Annotated in this window: 24 protein-coding genes; all 24 read left to right on the plus strand. The window is 31.8% G+C overall.

Features of this window, described 5'->3' with window-relative positions; genetic code table 11:
- The first annotated feature begins 25 nt into the window (after positions 1-25).
- The 24 genes from TICRE_RS10780 (at position 26) to TICRE_RS10895 (ending at position 18900) form a co-directional block, all read left to right on the plus strand.
- Complete coding sequence (locus TICRE_RS10780) at positions 26-1207, plus strand: M20 metallopeptidase family protein (RefSeq protein WP_075727958.1); 1182 nt, start codon at positions 26-28, stop codon at positions 1205-1207.
- An 18-nt stretch (positions 1208-1225) separates the two neighbouring features.
- Positions 1226-2035 carry a DUF3100 domain-containing protein gene (locus TICRE_RS10785; RefSeq protein WP_075727960.1) on the plus strand — a complete coding sequence of 270 codons (810 nt, stop codon included), beginning with the start codon at positions 1226-1228 and terminating at the stop codon, positions 2033-2035.
- 1 nt (position 2036) lies between these two features.
- Positions 2037-2483: a DUF340 domain-containing protein gene (locus TICRE_RS10790; RefSeq protein WP_075727962.1), complete on the plus strand. Its 447-nt coding sequence runs from the start codon at positions 2037-2039 to the stop codon at positions 2481-2483.
- 244 nt (positions 2484-2727) lie between these two features.
- Complete coding sequence (locus TICRE_RS10795; RefSeq protein WP_075727964.1) at positions 2728-4782, plus strand: methyl-accepting chemotaxis protein; 2055 nt, start codon at positions 2728-2730, stop codon at positions 4780-4782.
- Between the two features lie 128 nt (positions 4783-4910).
- A complete protein-coding gene (locus tag TICRE_RS10800) occupies positions 4911-5768 on the plus strand; it encodes a class II fructose-1,6-bisphosphate aldolase (protein WP_075727966.1) in 858 nt (285 codons plus the stop codon).
- Between the two features lie 25 nt (positions 5769-5793).
- Positions 5794-6435, plus strand: a complete 642-nt coding sequence (fsa, locus tag TICRE_RS10805; protein WP_075727968.1) for a fructose-6-phosphate aldolase — start codon at positions 5794-5796, stop codon at positions 6433-6435.
- A gap of 152 nt (positions 6436-6587) precedes the next feature.
- Positions 6588-7556: a class II fructose-bisphosphatase gene (gene glpX, locus TICRE_RS10810; protein ID WP_075727970.1), complete on the plus strand. Its 969-nt coding sequence runs from the start codon at positions 6588-6590 to the stop codon at positions 7554-7556.
- Between the two features lie 13 nt (positions 7557-7569).
- Positions 7570-8931 carry a transcription termination factor Rho gene (rho, locus tag TICRE_RS10815; RefSeq protein WP_075727972.1) on the plus strand — a complete coding sequence of 454 codons (1362 nt, stop codon included), beginning with the start codon at positions 7570-7572 and terminating at the stop codon, positions 8929-8931.
- A 91-nt stretch (positions 8932-9022) separates the two neighbouring features.
- On the plus strand, positions 9023-9223 hold the full coding sequence (gene rpmE, locus TICRE_RS10820) for a 50S ribosomal protein L31 (RefSeq protein WP_075727974.1): 201 nt from the start codon (positions 9023-9025) through the stop codon (positions 9221-9223).
- Positions 9224-9303: 80 nt separating this feature from the next.
- On the plus strand, positions 9304-10242 hold the full coding sequence (locus TICRE_RS10825; protein WP_233120200.1) for a DUF1385 domain-containing protein: 939 nt from the start codon (positions 9304-9306) through the stop codon (positions 10240-10242).
- Positions 10233-11087 (plus strand): peptide chain release factor N(5)-glutamine methyltransferase, encoded by an 855-nt coding sequence (gene prmC / locus TICRE_RS10830; protein WP_075727976.1) that lies wholly within the window; start codon positions 10233-10235, stop codon positions 11085-11087. Before TICRE_RS10825 ends, prmC begins: the two co-directional genes overlap by 10 nt.
- A gap of 11 nt (positions 11088-11098) precedes the next feature.
- On the plus strand, positions 11099-11620 hold the full coding sequence (locus TICRE_RS10835; protein WP_075727978.1) for a chromate transporter: 522 nt from the start codon (positions 11099-11101) through the stop codon (positions 11618-11620).
- A 22-nt stretch (positions 11621-11642) separates the two neighbouring features.
- Positions 11643-12164 carry a chromate transporter gene (locus tag TICRE_RS10840; RefSeq protein WP_075727980.1) on the plus strand — a complete coding sequence of 174 codons (522 nt, stop codon included), beginning with the start codon at positions 11643-11645 and terminating at the stop codon, positions 12162-12164.
- A 16-nt stretch (positions 12165-12180) separates the two neighbouring features.
- On the plus strand, positions 12181-13248 hold the full coding sequence (gene prfA, locus TICRE_RS10845; RefSeq protein ID WP_075727982.1) for a peptide chain release factor 1: 1068 nt from the start codon (positions 12181-12183) through the stop codon (positions 13246-13248).
- Between the two features lie 50 nt (positions 13249-13298).
- Positions 13299-14342: an L-threonylcarbamoyladenylate synthase gene (locus tag TICRE_RS10850; RefSeq protein WP_075727984.1), complete on the plus strand. Its 1044-nt coding sequence runs from the start codon at positions 13299-13301 to the stop codon at positions 14340-14342.
- A 10-nt stretch (positions 14343-14352) separates the two neighbouring features.
- On the plus strand, positions 14353-14793 hold the full coding sequence (locus tag TICRE_RS10855; protein ID WP_075727986.1) for a low molecular weight protein arginine phosphatase: 441 nt from the start codon (positions 14353-14355) through the stop codon (positions 14791-14793).
- A 24-nt stretch (positions 14794-14817) separates the two neighbouring features.
- Positions 14818-15246, plus strand: coding sequence for a ribose 5-phosphate isomerase B (gene rpiB / locus TICRE_RS10860; protein WP_075727988.1), 429 nt, complete (start codon positions 14818-14820; stop codon positions 15244-15246).
- 49 nt (positions 15247-15295) lie between these two features.
- Positions 15296-15925 carry a uracil phosphoribosyltransferase gene (gene upp / locus TICRE_RS10865; RefSeq protein ID WP_075727990.1) on the plus strand — a complete coding sequence of 210 codons (630 nt, stop codon included), beginning with the start codon at positions 15296-15298 and terminating at the stop codon, positions 15923-15925.
- A 239-nt stretch (positions 15926-16164) separates the two neighbouring features.
- Positions 16165-16404, plus strand: a complete 240-nt coding sequence (locus TICRE_RS10870; protein ID WP_233120201.1) for an AtpZ/AtpI family protein — start codon at positions 16165-16167, stop codon at positions 16402-16404.
- Between the two features lie 10 nt (positions 16405-16414).
- Positions 16415-16786, plus strand: coding sequence for an ATP synthase subunit I (locus TICRE_RS10875; RefSeq protein WP_075727992.1), 372 nt, complete (start codon positions 16415-16417; stop codon positions 16784-16786).
- Between the two features lie 51 nt (positions 16787-16837).
- On the plus strand, positions 16838-17509 hold the full coding sequence (atpB, locus tag TICRE_RS10880; RefSeq protein ID WP_084191941.1) for a F0F1 ATP synthase subunit A: 672 nt from the start codon (positions 16838-16840) through the stop codon (positions 17507-17509).
- Positions 17510-17537: 28 nt separating this feature from the next.
- Positions 17538-17819: an ATP synthase F0 subunit C gene (gene atpE, locus TICRE_RS10885; protein ID WP_075727996.1), complete on the plus strand. Its 282-nt coding sequence runs from the start codon at positions 17538-17540 to the stop codon at positions 17817-17819.
- Between the two features lie 38 nt (positions 17820-17857).
- Positions 17858-18370 carry a F0F1 ATP synthase subunit B gene (gene atpF / locus TICRE_RS10890; RefSeq protein WP_075727998.1) on the plus strand — a complete coding sequence of 171 codons (513 nt, stop codon included), beginning with the start codon at positions 17858-17860 and terminating at the stop codon, positions 18368-18370.
- Positions 18358-18900 carry a F0F1 ATP synthase subunit delta gene (locus TICRE_RS10895; protein WP_075728000.1) on the plus strand — a complete coding sequence of 181 codons (543 nt, stop codon included), beginning with the start codon at positions 18358-18360 and terminating at the stop codon, positions 18898-18900. Before atpF ends, TICRE_RS10895 begins: the two co-directional genes overlap by 13 nt.
- Positions 18901-18904: the final 4 nt, after the last annotated feature.

The raw sequence follows: 18904 nt of genomic DNA on the forward strand, positions 1-18904 counted from the left end.
ATACACTTTTAAGGAGGGTAAAATGATGATTGATGTTTTAAGAGAAGTAAAGAAAATAGAAAAAGAGATTATATCTTGGAGGCGTGAACTACACAAAATTCCAGAATTAGGTCTAGAACTACCCAATACAAGCAAGTATATACAAAGGAAATTAAGTGAAATGAAAATAGAATATCATACCCTAGTAAAGGGCAATGCGATTGTAGGCATTATAAAAGGTAGTAAAGAAGGAAAGACAATAGCTTTAAGGGCAGATATGGATGGGTTACCTATTAAAGAAGAAACTGGGCTTTCCTTTGCATCTACTAATGGACTTATGCATGCTTGTGGTCATGATGCACACTCAGCTATGTTGCTTGGAGCTGCAAAAGTATTAAATGAAAATAAAGATAAGTTAAAGGGAAATGTTAAACTTTTCTTTCAACCTGGAGAAGAATATCCAGGGGGGGCACTTCCTATGATAGAAGAAGGAGCTATGGAAGATCCTAAAGTTGATGCAGTTTTAGGGCTTCATAATGGATCGATATCAAAAGATGTAGCAAAAGGTAAAATTGGAGTTTGTTATGGACCTATGATGGCATCTATGGATAGAATCTTAATTAAAATAAAAGGCAAAGGTTCGCATGGTGCATATCCAGAACAATCAATAGACCCAATTTCTACAGCAGCTGAAGTGATATCTGCTCTTCAAAGGATAGTTAGTAGAGAGGTAAAAGCAATCGATCCTGCAGTACTTTCTATTACAAGAATAAATGGTGGATTTAATCAAAATATAATTCCTGATGTTGTAGAAATAGAAGGAACTGTGAGAGCCGTAAACCCAGAAACAAGAAACTTTATAGCTAAAAGAATAGATGAGATAACTAGAGGAGTAACAACGGCTATGAGGGCCGACTGTGAAGTGGAGTATGAGTTTAAATATCCACCACTTATAAATTCTGAAGATTTTACTAAAAATTTTGTAGAATCTGCAAAAAAAGTAGTTTCAACAGAATCGATATATGAAATGAAAGACCCTGTAATGGGTGGGGAAGATATGGCTTATTTCCTTGAAAAGGCACCAGGTACTTTCTTTTTCTTAAGTAATCCAAATAAAGTTGATGGGATAGCTTATCCACATCACAGTTCAAAGTTTGATGTAGATGAAAATTTATTCTATATAGGTTCTTCACTTTTTGTGCAAGCAGTATTAGATTTCTTAAAATAAAATAGAAGAGGTGAAATTATGAAAAATGTTAAATTGCATTTAATAGCACTGGGACTTGTAATAATATCTGAACTAATTGGAATCATACAAATACCCGTAGGAATAGGTACCATTGTCTTACTCCCAATGCTATTTGCTATGGTTTTGGGAATACTTACAACACCTAAGTTTTTAAAGATTGCAAAAGAAAAAGAAATGGATGATGCAGGTTCTTTAATTGGTTTAACTCTTATGCTACTAATGGCTAAATATGGAACAAACATTGGGCCGACATTACCAAAAATCTTGGCAGCGAGTCCTGCACTTATATTACAAGAATTAGGAAATTTGGGAACGGTAATTCTAGGAGTACCTTTGGGAGTAATCGTACTTGGTCTTAAAAGAGAAACTATCGGTGGAGCTCATTCTATATCAAGAGAGCCAAATGTTGCCTTAATAGGAGATAAGTTTGGTTTAGATAGTGAAGAAGGTCAAGGAGTTCTTGGAGTTTATATTGTAGGAACAGTAATAGGTACTATATTTATTGGACTTATGGCAAGTTTTCTTGCAGTAAACACGCCACTTCACCCATATGCACTTGCCATGGCTTCAGGAGTAGGATCAGCAAGTATGATGACAGCAGGGGTAGGTTCACTGATTGCAGTTTATCCTGAAATGGAAGAGATGATAACCGCATTTGGAGCATCAAGTAATATGCTTTCAGGATTAGATGGGATATATATGTCTCTAATTTTAGCACTTCCGTTTTCAGAATGGCTATATAAAAAGTCATATAAGTTCAAATATAAAGAATTTCCAGAACCACCTATGACTAAGGAGGAGAAATAATATGAAATTAAGAGATTTTATAGTAATATTATTGATAACTGCAGGTATTTCAGTTGTAGGAAACTATATTGGATATAAGGTAAATCCTATTGAAGCAATTCCTGGAATGCTTATACTTGTAGGAATTGCAGTAGCAGGAATATTACTTTCCAAATTTATTCCAGTTAAAATTCCAAGTGTAGCCTATATAGTAACTCTTTCTACATTGCTAACTGTACCAGGGATTCCGGGTTCAGCATTTATCACAGAACATGTAGCAAAGGTAAATTTCTTAGCCTTAGCCACACCAATCCTAGCTTATGCTGGTATCTATACAGGAAAAAACTTAGATTCATTGAAAAAAACTGGTTGGAGAATTGTAATTTTAGCTTTAGTAGTTATGATAGGAACTTATGTATCCTCTGCAATTATAGCTAATATAACATTAAAGATGTTAGGTCAAATATAAATTTATCTTATCCGATAGTTTAACAATTACAATGTTTTTTTCCTTTTAGGATAGAGTATGCAAGAAATATATCTCATGAATAAGTAAGAACTATATATTAGAAAAATTCATCTAAAAATAGAGGTAGCTAAGCTATCTCTATTTTTTTATATTTAAATACACAAATTGTCAAATTATTGCTATAATTTGACAATTATTATCCGATATATAACAACACATATCTTACATGAGAGGAAGGGTGGTTATGAAAGAAGAAAATAATAATAATAAGTCAAAATTCAACAAAGATTCAATCAAGGTAAAACTCTTAGTTATACCAATAGTGCTAGTAATAATATCTATTGTTGTTATAGGTATTGTTTCTAACTATAGTGCTAAGAATAGCTTACTAGATCAAATGAATAAAAATGGAGAATTTACATTGGGATCAGTTGTAGCTCGAATACAGGATAATTCAAATTCAGTTGAAGCTATGAACAAAACAATGGAAAGCGTTATCAAGAAGGCTATTAACTCTTTACAAAATGTAAATAATGGATTAAGTAATGAAAAATTAAGTCAATTAGCAGATGATTTAGGAATCGATGAGGTAAATTATTATGATAAAAATGGAGTTGTCAAATATTCAAATATGCCAGATAATATAGCTTGGGCACCAGGGGAAGATCATCCAATAACTATATTGAGAAAGAGTAATGAAACTGAACTAATGGAGAAGATCAGAAAAGATTCGGTAAGTGGCGTTCATTTTAAATATGGAGCTATAAAAAATTCCGATGGTAGTATTATTCAAGTGGGGATAAATGCTGATTATATTTATAATTTGACAGAACAATTTAGCTATCAAGCACTTATGGAGGATCTAGTTTTAAGTGATGAGATTGTATATGCAACTTTTATAGATACAAACTTAGTAGCGATTGCAGATAGTGATATTGAGGATATAGGAAAAGATCTTTCAAAAGACAAATCAATTACCTCCACAGTTAAAGATGGTGTTCCAAATTCATCAGAATGGGAATATGGAAAAAACAAAATAAAGGTGTATGATGTTGTATACCCAGTAGTTATAAATGATGAACAAATAGGAGCTATAAATATAGGCTTTTCTATGAAAGACGTTAATTCTGCTATTTCTAAAAACTTAAATGTTATTGCTATTTCAGGACTTATAACCATTTTACTTCTAGTATTTATATTGTTTTCAACATCTAACTACGCTGTAAAAACAATAAATAAGCTAAAATTACTAATGAACTCTATGGCACTAGGAGATTTTAGAAATGATGTTCCAAAAGATATCTTGGCTAAGAAAGATGAACTTGGTGAGATATCAAAATCAGTAAATACTATGCAAGGGGCAATAAGAGAGATGATTAAAAATGTATTAGATAGATCTCTCATGGTTGCCGCTCATTCAGAAGAGCTTACTGCAACGACCCATGAATCTGAAAAGGCATCTGATGAAGTATCTAAAGTTATTCAAGAAATAGCAATGGGCTCTAGTGAACAAGCGATGGATACTGAACAAGGTGTTGCAATTTCAGAAGAACTTGGAAATGTAGTCATTAATAATACAAATTATATAAGAAGTTTAAATGATTCAACCAAAAAGGTTAACGGACTTAAGAATGAAGGATTAGAACTAATAAAAGATTTAGTTGAAAAGACAGAAAATAGCAGTAAAGCTGCAAAAGAAATTTATGATGTTATAAAAGACACTAACTTAAGTGCTGGTAAAATTGATAGTGCTAGTCAAATGATTAAAAATATAGCAGAACAAACTAATCTACTCGCTTTAAATGCAGCTATAGAGGCTGCAAGAGCAGGAGAGGCAGGTAGAGGTTTTGCTGTTGTGGCAGATGAAATAAGAAAGCTTGCAGAAGAGTCTAATAAATTTACTGAAGAAATTGAAATTATAATTGATGATCTAATATTAAAAACATCTATGGCAGTTAAGACAATGGGGGAAGTTGGAGGTATCGTACAATCTCAAAGCCAGAGTGTAAATTTTACTAGTAATAAATTTGATGGTATAGCTGATGCTCTATATGAAATGGAGGAAGCAATAATTTTAGTAAATAGTTCAAGCGATGAAATGATAAATCAAAATGAAAAGATAAAAGAGGTAATGGAACATCTCGCAGCAATCTCGGAGGAAAATGCAGCAGGATCTCAGGAGGCTTCTGCATCTGTAGAAGAGCAAAATGCAGCTATGGCTGAAATCTCAGGTGCAAGTGATGAGCTTGCGAGAATTGCTGAAGAACTTAATGGCATGATAGAAAAATTTAAAATCTAAAAGAAATAATAACTAAAAAAAGAGAATTATGATGGGGTTAACTATAATAAGCTATCTCTTTTTTTTATGCTTTATTGTTAAAATAAGTGTAAAATGGTATAATAAGTTTGATAATAAAGGAAAGGGTGATGTATGTGTTAATGACAGGTAAAGAATTATTATTAGATGCACAAAAAAATAAGTATGCAGTTGGTGCATTCAATGTAAATAATATGGAAGTAATACAGGCGATTATTGGAGCTGCAGAGGAAACTAATTCTCCAGTAATACTTCAAGCAAGTCAAGGGGGCCTAAAATATGCAGGAGTAGAGTATATTGCAACACTTGGAAAACTTGCAGCTAGCATGACCAAAGTACCAGTAGCACTTCATTTAGACCATGGTACAGATTTTGATCAAGTTATGCAGTGTATTAGACATGGTTTTACATCTGTTATGATAGATGGTTCTAGATTTCCTTTAGAAGAAAATATAGCATTTACTAAAAAAGTAGTTGAAATAGCTCACATGGTTGGGGTTACAGTAGAAGCAGAACTAGGCAAGATAGGCGGAACTGAAGACCATATCACAGTGAGTGAAAAAGATGCAACTTTTACAGATCCACAGGAAGCTAAAAGGTTTGTAGAAGAAACAGGAGTGGATTATCTTGCGATAGCGGTGGGTACGGCTCATGGAGTATATAAAGGAGTCCCAAAACTTGACTATGATAGAATAACAGCTATTAGAAATATAATAGATATTCCTCTAGTATTACACGGTTCAAGTGGAGTACCTTATGAAAGTCTTAAAAAAGCAATATCACTGGGTATCTGTAAGATAAATATAGATACTGATATAAGAGCATCTTTTGCAAAAACTGTAAAAGAATATATAGAGAAAAATCCAGATCAAATAGATCCAAGAAAGATACTTGGACCTGCTACAGAGGCTATGAAAGAAACTATTAAAGAAAAGATGGAAGTATTTGGATCAACAAATAGAGCTTAAGTTTTGATATAAAAGGAGGATTTAAATGAAGTTATTTATTGATACTGCGAATTTAGATGAAATAAAAGAAGTAAGTAGCTGGGGAGTTTTAGCAGGTGTAACTACTAACCCAAGTCTTATAGCGAAAGAGGGAAGAGACTTTAAAACAGTTGTAAAAGAAATTACCGATATCGTAGATGGACCTATCAGTGCTGAAGTAGTAAGTGAAGACCATGAAGGAATGCTAGAAGAGGCAAGAGATTTAGCTAAGATTCATAAAAACATAATCATAAAAGTACCTATGACAAAAGAAGGTCTTAAAGCTGTTAGTATATTAAATAAGGAAGGCATTAAGACAAATGTAACTCTTATATTTTCTGCAAATCAAGCACTACTTGCAGCAAGATCTGGGGCAAGCTTTGTAAGTCCTTTTGTAGGAAGACTTGACGATATAGGAAATGAAGGAATAAATATAGTAGAAGATATTTCTGAAATCTTTAATATATTTGGCATAGAAACTGAAATAATATCTGCAAGTATAAGACATCCTATACATGTACTAGAATCTGCAAAAGCAGGTGCTGATATCGCAACTATTCCTTATAAAGTCTTTAATCAAATGTTAAATCACCCTCTTACTGATAGTGGAATAAAACAATTTTTAAGTGACTGGGAAAGTGTAAAGTAATCTAAAATTTAAGTTTATCAGATGGGAACTTCTTCCCATCTGATAAACTCTTTTAAGCTAACACATCTCTTAAATATAAATCTAATTTTAAAATCTTTAATTATTCAAATAAACTTAATATAAAAATACAATAAAATATGGAGGGGTATTTTATGGATAGAAATTTACCTGTAAATTTAGGAAGAGTCACAGAAGCTGCAGCTTTAGCAAGTGCAAAATTCTTAGGACAAGGAGATAAAAACGAGGCAGATGGTGCAGCAGTAGATGCCATGAGAAGGATGTTTGATACATTAGATATTGACGGAGTTGTAGTAATAGGAGAAGGCGAGATGGATGAAGCTCCTATGCTTTATATTGGTGAAAATATCGGAACTGCTAAAGAAGATGGACTTAAAGTAGATATAGCAGTAGATCCATTAGATGGAACACAAGCAGTTGCAAATGGGCTTGCAAATGCTATATCAGTAGTAGCAGTAGCTCCTCGTGGATGTCTTTTACACGCACCTGATACTTATATGAAAAAGATAGCAGTAGGACCTAAGGCTAAGGGTTCAATAGATATTCATAAATCTGTTGATGAAAACATAAAAAATGTAGCCAAAGCTCTCAACAAAGATGTAAGCGATATAACTGTTGTAGTATTAGATAGACCAAGACACGAAGATCTTATAAAACAAATCAGAAAATCAGGTGCTAGGATTAAGATGATCCATGATGGAGACGTTTTAGGGGCTATCTCTACTTGTTTTGATTATACAAACGTAGATATACTTATGGGAGATGGGGGAGCACCTGAAGGAGTTATATCAGCAGTTGCTCTAAAATGTTTAGGTGGAGAACAACAATGTACTTTAAAACCAGTTACAGAAGAACAACATAGAAGATGTTTAGAAATGGGTGCGGATTTAGAAAAAGTATATCATATAGAAGATTTAGCTAAGGGTGAGGAAATGAGTTTTGCAGGTACAGGAGTTTCTTATGGAGAACTTTTAGATGGAGTGAAGTATATGGAAAACAATACTGCAAGTACTCATACACTTATACTTAGACTTGAAACTCAAACTATTAGATTTATAGAATCTATACATCAATTAGATAAAAAACCGGAGTATGCTAAATAGAAGGAGGATTTTCTTGAACCCTGGAGAACTAGAAAAGAAAAAAATAGTAGATCTTAGAGAAATAGCTAAGAATTTAAATATAAGTAGTCCCTATAAATATAAAAAATATGAGCTTATAGAATGTATTTTAAAAAGTGATAAAGACAAATTAGTAGAAGATAAAGATAGTTCTACAGAAGATAAAGCTAAAATAGATAGAAAAGAAATAAACATGAAAGATTTATCGGATAAAGCTACAGAAGAGATGGAGCAACTTGATAATATAAATATGGCAGAAGGAGTACTGGAAATTCATCAAGATGGATATGGATTTTTAAGACGAAATAACTATCAATCGGGAGATGATGATATATATCTATCTCCATCTCAGATAAGAAGGTTTAGGATGAAAACTGGTGATAAAATATCAGGAGTTATAAGACCTGCAAAGCAAGGGGAAAAATTCAAAGCTCTGTTATATGTAAAAGCTATAAATGATCTAAATCCTGAGACAGCAGTAAACAGACCTGACTTTGACAATTTAACTCCTATATATCCAGATGAGAGAATGGAACTTGAAACCACTTCAAGTGAATATGCAACTCGAATGATAGACTTAATAGCACCACTTGGAAAAGGGCAAAGGGGCATGATAGTTTCTCCACCTAAAGCAGGAAAGACAACTCTTTTAAAGATGATTGCAAACTCCATTAAAAAAAATCATCCTGAGACAGAAATGATAATCCTACTTATAGATGAGAGACCTGAAGAAGTTACAGATATGAAAAGAACAGTAGCAGGAGATGTCATATATAGTACATTTGATGAATTACCTAGAAATCATACTAAAGTTGCTGAAATAGTACTAGAAAGAGCTAAGAGACTGGTAGAACATGGAAAAGATGTAGTAGTTTTACTAGATAGTATAACTAGGCTAGCACGTGCTTATAATCTTACTATTCCTGCTACGGGAAGAACTCTTTCGGGAGGTCTTGACCCAGGGGCACTTTATATACCAAAGAGATTCTTTGGAGCTGCTAGAAATATAGAAGAAGGTGGAAGCCTTACTATTTTGGCAACAGCTCTAGTAGATACTGGAAGTAGGATGGATGATGTAATATTTGAAGAGTTTAAAGGTACTGGAAACATGGAAATCCATCTTGATAGAAAGCTTTCAGAAAAGAGGATATTTCCAGCAATTGATATCCATAAATCAGGCACAAGACGTGAAGATCTTCTTCTTTCACAAAAGGAATTAGAATCAATATGGGCCCTTAGAAAAGCTTTTAGTAATACTCCAAGTTTTGAGGTTATTGAAACCTTTATGAACAGACTTATCAAAACTAAAACAAATGAAGAATTTATAAATGATATGATAAATAAAAATCTATTTTAGTTGATAATGGATTTTTATTATGGTATAATTTAATGGTTAAAATGATAATATGTCTAACCGATATATATACATTTGGAAAGAGGTGAAAGAAATGAAGAAAGATATTCATCCAGATTATGTAGAGGCTACTGTAACATGTGCTTGCGGCAATACGTTTAAGACAGGCTCTACACAAGATACTATAAAAGTAGAGATTTGTTCAGAATGTCATCCGTTTTATACAGGTAAACAAAAATTTGCTGAGCGTGGTGGACGTGTAGAAAAATTCAAGAAGAAATATAATAGAGATTAGTTTCTTCGAAAATCTAGGTTAGTTGCAAGAGCATCTAACCTTTTTTTGAATACTTTTATAAGTAAAGGATAGTGATAGGTTTGAAAGAAAACTCCTTAAAGCATAAGACAACTATAGGAGGGCAAGCCCTTATTGAAGGTGTAATGATGAAGGGGCCAGAGAAAATTTCAATGGCTGTTAGAAAACCAGATAGTGTTATAGAATTAAAGGTAGATGAAATAAATAGTATAGGTAAAAAATACAAGGTACTCTCTTTTCCGTTTATAAGGGGAGTAGTAGGACTTATAGAAGCGATGATAATAGGAACAAATGCTTTGATGTATTCTGCCGATTTTTTTGAAGAAGAGGAAGAAGAAGCTAAAGAAACTATTTTTGATAAGATATTTAAGGACAAAGCTAAAGATGTATCTATGTTTTTAATGGTAGCTTTTTCAATTATGATCTCTATACTAGTATTTATGATAATTCCAAATATCATAACAAGTATATTTAAAAAGTGGGTAGCAAATCCTATTTATTTGAACTTAATAGAAGGCTTAATTAGAGTTTCTATATTTTTTATATATGTGATGTGGATATCAAAGCTTGAAGATATAAAGAGAGTATTTGAATATCATGGAGCTGAGCATAAGTCTATTCACTGTTATGAAAGCAGGGAAGAACTTACAGTTGAAAATGTAAAAAAACATCCCATACTTCATCCAAGATGTGGAACAAGTTTTTTATTTATGGTAATGATAATAAGTATATTTGTATTATCATTTTTTGGTTGGCCAAGTCCTCTTCAAAGAATAATTATAAGAATAGCTATGTTTCCTGTAATAGCAGGTATTTCTTATGAAGTAAATAGACTTATTGGGAAAAGTGATAGTAAGTTTGCATATATACTTTCATATCCTGGACTTATGGTTCAGAAGTATGCAACTGTTAAGGAGCCAGATGACTTACAAATAGAAGTAGCAATAAAAGCACTTAAATCTGTGATTCCAGAGAACATGGAGGATGACATTTGGAAATAAGACAACTTTTAGAAATCGGAAATAAAAAACTTACTGGAGTAGAATTTGTAGATCCAATAAAGGAATCTATATTTATACTTTCAAAAGTTTTAGATGTTGATAAATCTTTTGTATATATAAACTTCGATAAATGGGTAAATGAAAAACAAACGGAAAAGTTTTTAGAAATAATAGATAGAAGAGCCTTAGGAGAACCCATTAGCTATATATTTAATACAAAAGAATTTATGGGGATTGACTTTTTCGTAGAAAAAGGAGTTTTAATACCAAGATGGGAAACTGAAATTTTAGTAGAATATATTATAGATTATATAGAGAAAAACTTTAAAGATGAAGATATAAACCTTTTAGATATAGGCATAGGAAGTGGTGCTATATCTTTAAGTATTGCAAAGAATTGCAAAAACGTAGAAGTTCTAGGAATAGATATATCAAATAGAGCTATAAGTGTGTCAAATAAAAACTTAGATAGATTAGCCCTTGACAATGTAAGCTTTAGAAAAAGCAATTTATTTGAGAGTATAAAATCAGATGAAAGATTTTCTATAATAGTTTCAAATCCCCCCTATATAAAAACAGAAGTTATAAAAGATTTACAAAGGGATGTAAAAGAGTTTGAACCAAGTCTAGCACTTGATGGTGGGATGGATGGGCTCTTATTTTATAGAAAAATAAGTAAAGACTCTAAGAATTATTTATTAGATAAAGGAATGCTTATATATGAGATAGGATTTGATCAAGGTAAAAGTGTCAAAAAAATAATGTCAGATGAAGGATTTAAAGATGTAAAAGTAATAAAGGATTTACAAGGTCTTGATAGGATAGTACTTGGGTTTAAGAAATAAGGAGAAATTATATGAAAGTTTTAATACAGCTTTTTATGACGTTTTTTAAAATTGGAGCTTTTAGTTTTGGAGGCGGGTATGCTATGCTTCCCTTACTTGAAGAGGAGGTCATTAGAAATCATGGATGGATGACAAGTAGTGAATTTATAGATATATTTGCCATCTCAGAGATGACCCCGGGGCCTATAGCAGTAAATGCAGCTACATTTCTAGGCTTTAGAGTAAGTGGGATAATAGGAGCTATAACAGCTACTTTTGCAGTTATACTACCTTCCTTTATAGTTATAAGCATTATATTTGCCTCTCTTTCTAAATTTAAAAATTCTAAATATGTAGAATGGATATTTGAAGGTATAAGGCCGATTGTAATAGGACTTATACTAGCTGCAGGAATTACAGTTTCTAAGAGTAGCTTTGTAGATATAAAATCAATTATAATAGCTATAGGTCTTTTTTATGGAGTAACATTTAAAGACTTAAATCCAATACTTGCAATAATTATTGGAGGAGTTTTAGGGGTGATGCTTTATTAAAAAATTAAGAAAATATATAGATATGTTTTTAACGTTTTTTAAGATAGGTGCCTTTACCTTTGGTGGAGGATTTGCAATGATCCCCATTATACAAAGAGAAGTTGTAGAAAAGAAAAATTGGATAAAAGATGAAGAGTTTATAGATACTATATCTATAGCACAGTCTGCACCAGGACCTGTAGCTGTAAATTCAAGTATATTTGTGGGTTATAAGATAGATGGTTTAAAAGGCGCTATTATATGTACGGTAGGAACAGTCCTTCCCTCATTTTTTATAATACTCTTTATAGCAGTTTTCTTTACCCAGTTTAAGAACAATCCTTTATTTGAAGAAATTTTTTTAGGAATTAGACCAGTAGTAGTAGCCCTTATATTTTCAGCAGTATATAAACTTATTACAAAAGCACATTTAGGATATAAGGATTTAGTTATAGCAATAATTGCAATGCTGACAATAGTTATATTTAATGTAACTCCTATCTATGTTATAGTTGTAGGAGTAGCGTTAAGAGTAATATATAATAAATTTAAAAATAAAGAGTAAATAGCGGGGGTTTTTTATGTTAGAGAAATTAAGTTTTATTGAGAAAAAATATGAAGAATTAAATCAAAGAATAATGGATCCAGAACTTGTAAAGAATTTAGATGAATATCAAAGCGTTATGAAAGAGCATTCTGATATTGAGCCGATAGTTTTTAAATACCAAGAGTATACGAAGATACTACAAGAACTAGAAGAGTCAAAGGAACTCCTTCATAGTAAATTAGATGATGATATGAAAGAAATGGTAAAAGAAGAAGTCAAAGGATTAGAAGAAGCACTTGTAAATGTAGAGGAAGACTTAAGAGTTCTTCTCATTCCAAAAGATCCAAATGATCATAAAAACGTAATAGTAGAGATAAGAGGAGGAGCTGGAGGAGATGAGGCTGCTCTATTTGCAGGAGTGCTTTTGAGAATGTACTCAAGATATGCAGAGAGAAACAACTGGAAAGTTGAAATGATGGACTCTAATGAAATAGGGATAGGTGGATTTAAGGAAGTTATATTTATGATAAAAGGTAAGGGAGCATATAGCAGACTAAAATATGAATCAGGAGTTCATAGAGTTCAAAGAGTTCCAGAAACTGAGTCAAGCGGTAGGATACATACATCTACTGCAACTGTTGCAGTTCTTCCTGAAGCAGAAGATGTAGATGTAGATGTTCAAGATAAAGACTTAAAAATAGACACATATAGATCTTCTGGAGCTGGTGGACAGCATGTAAACACTACAGATTCAGCTATTAGAATAACTCATTTACCAACTGGGATAGTGGTTTCATGTCAAGATGAAAAGAGCCAAACTAAAAACAAAGAAAAAGCTATGAAGATAATAAAAACTAAAATATATGATCAAGTTTTAAGTGATCAGCAAGCAGAAATAGCACAGGATAGAAAAGGTCAAGTAGGTACGGGAGATAGATCAGAGAGAATAAGAACATATAATTATCCTCAAGGAAGGATTACAGATCACAGAATAAACCTTACAGTTCACAAGTTTTCTGCCGTTTTAGATGGTGAATTAGATGAACTTATAGATGGACTAATAACTACAGACCAAGCAGAAAAACTAAAACAAAATTCATAATAGAAGAGAGATCTCTCTTCTATTTTACTATAAATGTAAAGAGGAAAGATATGGATACTAAAATAATAAAGATAGATAAAGATAACTTTAATCAAGAAGATTTAAATAAAGCGGCTAAAATTATAAAGGCAAACGGAGTAGTAGCTTTCCCAACAGAAACAGTTTATGGTCTTGGGGCAAATGGCTTAAACCCTGAAGCAGTAAAAAAAATATATAGAGCTAAAGGAAGACCTTCTGACAATCCTTTAATTCTTCATATAGGAGAAGTATCCCAATTAGATGATTTAGTAGAAGAAATAACAGAAGAAGCTACTAAATGCATAGAAGAGTTTTGGCCAGGCCCCATCACTATAATACTCAAAAGAAAAAAAGTAGTGCCTGATATAATAACCGCAGGCCTTGATACTGTTGCGGTAAGAATGCCAGAGAGTTCTATTGCAAGAACTCTTATAAATTTAGCGAAAGTTCCCATAGCAGCTCCCTCAGCAAATTTATCAGGAAGACCTAGCCCTACAAGTGCAGGTCATGTAATAGAAGATATGATGGGCAAGATAGATATGATAATAGATGGTGGAGAAACTGGAATAGGTATTGAATCTACAGTACTTGATCTATCAGGAAGTACACCTATAATACTAAGACCAGGCGGGATAACATATGAAGATTTAAAAAGAATCCTTCCTGATGTAGTAGAAGATAAGGCCAATTTAGAAAATGATATTATACCTAAATCTCCAGGACAAAAGTATCGCCACTATGCACCAAAAGCTGAAATGCTTGTATTTACTGGGAATTTAGAAGCAGTAGTAAACAATATAGATAAATATACAAAACAAGCAATTATAGAAGGAAAAAAAGTAGGTATAATGGCCACTGATGAAACAAAAGAAAAATACAATGACGGAACAATAAAATCTCTTGGAACAAGAATGGATAAAACAACTATAGCAAATAGTCTTTTTAGTGCACTTAGAGAATTTGACCATTTAGATATAGATATAATATTTGCTGAAGGAGTAGAAAAGGACAATATAGGACTTGCTATTATGAATAGGATGATGAAAGCTTCGGGAGGAAAAACTATTAAATGTTAGGAGAATGTTTTTGAATATACTATTTATATGTACAGGCAATACTTGCAGAAGTCCCATGGCTGAAGGAATACTTAAAACCATAGCAGCACAAAAGGGACTAGATATAAGAGTAAAATCAGCTGGTATATTTGCAGACAATGGAAGTGGTGCTTCTATAAATGCAATTTCTTCTATGAAAGACATTGGAATAGATATAAAGAATCACTCATCTCAAGCGGTAACAAAAGAAATAATAGAAGAGAGTGATTTGATTTTAACTATGACAGGATCTCATAAAGATATCTTAGTTTCTAATTATCCAGATAAAATATATAAGATATTTTCATTAAATGAATATGCTTTTGGTAAAGAGGTAGATATAAAAGATCCATATGGTGGAGACAAACACTTTTATGATATGGCAAGGGATGAGATAATGCATGCTATTAAAAAGATATATCAACATATATAAAAACTTATAAAGGAGAAAATAAAAATGAAAATAGGAATAGGTAGCGACCACGGAGGATTTGATTTAAAAGAAATTATAAAAAAAGCTTTTAAAGATAAAGTAGAATTTGTAGATTATGGAACTAATTCTAAGGATTCTGTAGATTATCCAGACTTTGGAAAAAGAGTGGGAGAAGCTGTAGTAAAGGGAGAGATAGATAGAGGTATAGTTATCTGCGGAACAGGAATTGGTATTTCTATAGCTGCAAATAAAGTAGATGGGGTAAGATGTGCTCTTTGTAATGATTTATTTTTAGCTAAAATGAGTAGAAATCATAACAATGCCAATGTTTTAGCAATGGGTGGAAGGGTTATAGGAGATGTGCTTGCAATAGAAATAGTAAAAGTATTTTTAGAAGAAGAGTTTGAAGGTGGAAGGCACGCTGGAAGAGTTGAAAAAATAAGTAAAATTTAAGTCGAAATATGTTATAATGTTAATTGAAAAACTTATAGGAGGAATTTAAATGGGAAAAGTAACAGTGTTAGACCATCCTTTAATAAAGCATAAATTAACTTATATTAGAGATAAAAATACTGGTTCAAAAGAATTTAGAGAGCTAGTATCAGAATTAGCTATGCTGATGGCATATGAGGTAACAAGAGACTTAGAACTTGAAGAGATAGAAATAGAGACCCCTATTAAAAAAATGATGTCTCCGGTAATTTCAGGCAAAAAACTTGGAATAGTACCTATATTAAGAGCAGGTCTTGGAATGGTAGAGGGGATGTTAGCACTTCTTCCAGCAGCAAAAGTGGGTCATGTTGGACTATATAGAGATCCTGAAACACTACAGGCTGTAGAATATTATTGTAAAATGCCTCAAGATATAAGTGAAAGAAAACTAATAGTAGTAGACCCGATGTTAGCGACTGGAGTATCTGCAATAGCAGCTATAAATTCAGTAAAACAAAGAGGTGGTACAAACATAAAACTTGTATGTTTAGTATCGGTACAAGAAGGAATAGATGCTGTACAAGAAGCTCATCCTGATGTAGATATCTATGTAGCAAGTATAGATGAAAAACTTAATGATCATGCATATATAGAGCCAGGTCTTGGAGATGCAGGAGATAGACTTTTTGGTACTAAATAGAGATAAAAAATAGAATGAAAACTTTCATTCTATTTTTTATCTCTATTTAGTACTTGTTTGTTTATAAGTTTTTTATTATAGCATATTCTAACTATATTCTCTATATAGATAGAATTAAACTTATATTTAAATATAAAAATTAAATAAACAACGTTTTCTCTTGTAATTTTCTAAATGTTTTGATAAAATAGGGAATATGTAGAAAAAGATATTCCATAATTAAAATAGATTTTTAAGGAGTGATTTTAATTAATAAAAATAACAATAATAAAAGTGCCCTTAAAAACCTAGCTCTTATTTCTCAAGTTGGAATTTCGGTTATAACTCCTATTCTTCTTGGAGTATATATTGGTCAATGGATAGATAAATGGGTAGGTACTAATGGTCTATTTATGATTATATTTATACTTTTAGGTACTGGAGGCGGATTTCTTAATCTATTTAAGATTACAGGAGTATTTAAGGACAAAAGGAAGTGAAACTTAATAGATGAAGGAAGATACAATTACAAAAATTTATAAAAGAGCATTAGTATTAGGTTTTATTATTATGGGATTTTCATTTTTTATATTTAAAAACCCAAAACCTATAGTTTTGGGGTATTTGTTTGGTCTTATTATTAGTATGTTATCTTTTAAACTTTTAGAGAGTACCATAAATAGGGCTGTAAAGATGACACCTGGAAGGGCAAGTCGTTATACCTTTGTGCATTATACACTTAGGTATCTCATATACTTTATAGTCTTAGCTACAGCTGCAATAGGAGATTATTTGAATCTTCTAGCTACTTTATTAGGTCTTCTTATGGTAAAATTTATTATAATAGCTTCTGCTTTTATAGATAAAGATTTTACAAAATAAAGTTTAATATTCATACTAAAAATATAATTTTATTTTGGAAGGAGGAATATTTTGGAGCTATTAATAACAATAGGTGGAAAAGAGATTATTATTCACTCAAGTATAGTAAATACGGTCTTAGTAGTTATACTTTTATCTTTATTTGCCCTCTATGTAAATAGTAAATTTAAGAGTGCAGATACAAGTAAAAAGCCAGTTGGACTTCAAAACATAGTAGAAATATTAGTTGGAGCTGTTAATAACTTAGTTATGACAACTATGGGAGAGAACAATTTTAAATTTGCACCATTTATATTTACTATTATATGTTTTATAGGAGTTGCAAATCTACTAGGACTTACAGGACTTACACCGCCTACTTCCGATTATAGTGTAACATTTTCTTTAGCTCTTATTACGTTTTTTATAACACAAATCATGTTATTTAAAACAAGGAGAGGACTCGGAGGGTATTTGAAAAGCTTTACAGAACCCTTTGTACTTTTAACTCCGCTAAATGTAATAGGAGAGCTTGCAAATCCAATATCATTATCTTTCCGTTTATTTGGTAATATAATGAGTGGTGGTATAATAATGACATTATTATACAGTGCATTAGGATATTTTGCTCCAATAGTAACACCTGTATTACACGGTTATTTTGATGTGTTTTCAGGGCTTCTACAAACATTTATATTTGGAATGTTAAGTATGATATTTATCAGTGGGGCAACAGAAGAGTAAAAACAACAATTTTAAGGAGGAGTAAACAATGGAAGGAATAACAAGTGAAGCGTTTATATTAGGATGTTCAGCAATAGGTGCAGGATTAGCAATGATCGCAGGTATAGGACCTGGTATTGGTCAAGGTAATGCAGCAGCTAGAGCGTGTGAGGCAGTAGGAAGACAACCAGAAGCTCAAGGAGATATAACAAGAACAATGCTTCTTGGTCAAGCGGTAGCAGAGACAACAGGTATTTATGGACTTGTAATAGCTATCATATTATTATTTGTAAGACCATTAATGACATACTATGTAGGTTTAGGATTATAATCTAAGGATAATTTTCCTTATATTAAGGAGGTTAACATATGGAAATACAAGTATTAGCCTTGCCTGAACTGGTATCTATGATAATTACTTTAGTTTCTGTTTTTATTCTATATTTGATACTAAAAAAATATCTCCATAAACCAGTTACACAATTCATACAAAAAAGACAAGATGATATTGAAGCTGAGATAATGGAAGCAAAAATCTTAAAACAAGAAGCTATAGATTTAAGAGCTAATTATGAAGATGGAATAGAAAAGGCAAAACTAGAAGGGCAAGAAATAATTGAAGGCTCTAGAGTTCGTGCAACTGAACTAGAAAAAACAATGCTTGAAGAGGCTAAAAAAGAAGCAGCTGCAATACTAGAAAGAGCTAGAATAGAAATAGCTAGAGAAAAAGAAAAGGCATATGAAGATGTTAAAAAGTCTGCAGGAGAGATGGCAATTCTTATAGCTACAAAAATTATGGAAAAAGATATAAATTTGGAAAACCAAAATACATTAATAGACAAATTTATAGATGAGGTAGGTACTTCTCAATGGCAGAACTAGTAGGAAAAAGATACGCCTCCTCTCTTTTTGAAGTTGGAATTGAACTAAATAAATTAGACGATTTTCATAGCCAATTAGAATTTATAGAAAAAACTTTTCGCTCAGAAGAAAAACTTATTCAAATATTAGAACACCCAAGGATTTCTAAAGGTGAAAAAAGAAGAATGTTAGAAAACATTTTCACGCAAAATATATCCAAAGAGATTTTAAATTTCCTATTTATAATAATAGATAAGAGAAGAGAAGATAGTCTGATGGATATAGTAAGAGAATATAATACGCTTTTTAAAGAATATAAAGGCATACTCGAGATAGAAGCTGTTACTGCAGTTTCCATGAAAGAGGATGCTAAAGAAAAATTAAAGCTTGTTTTAAAAAATAGATTTAAAAAAGAAATACAACTTTCAAACAGTATAGACCCTTCTATAATAGGAGGAGTTGTTTTAAAGATGGATAATAAGGTAATTGACTCTTCACTTAAGAGCCAATTAAAAGAAATGGAATCAATCATTAAGGGAGTATCACTATAGAAGA

It is taken from the genome of Tissierella creatinophila DSM 6911 (assembly GCF_001940565.1).
Taxonomy (GTDB): domain Bacteria; phylum Bacillota; class Clostridia; order Tissierellales; family Tissierellaceae; genus Tissierella_A; species Tissierella_A creatinophila.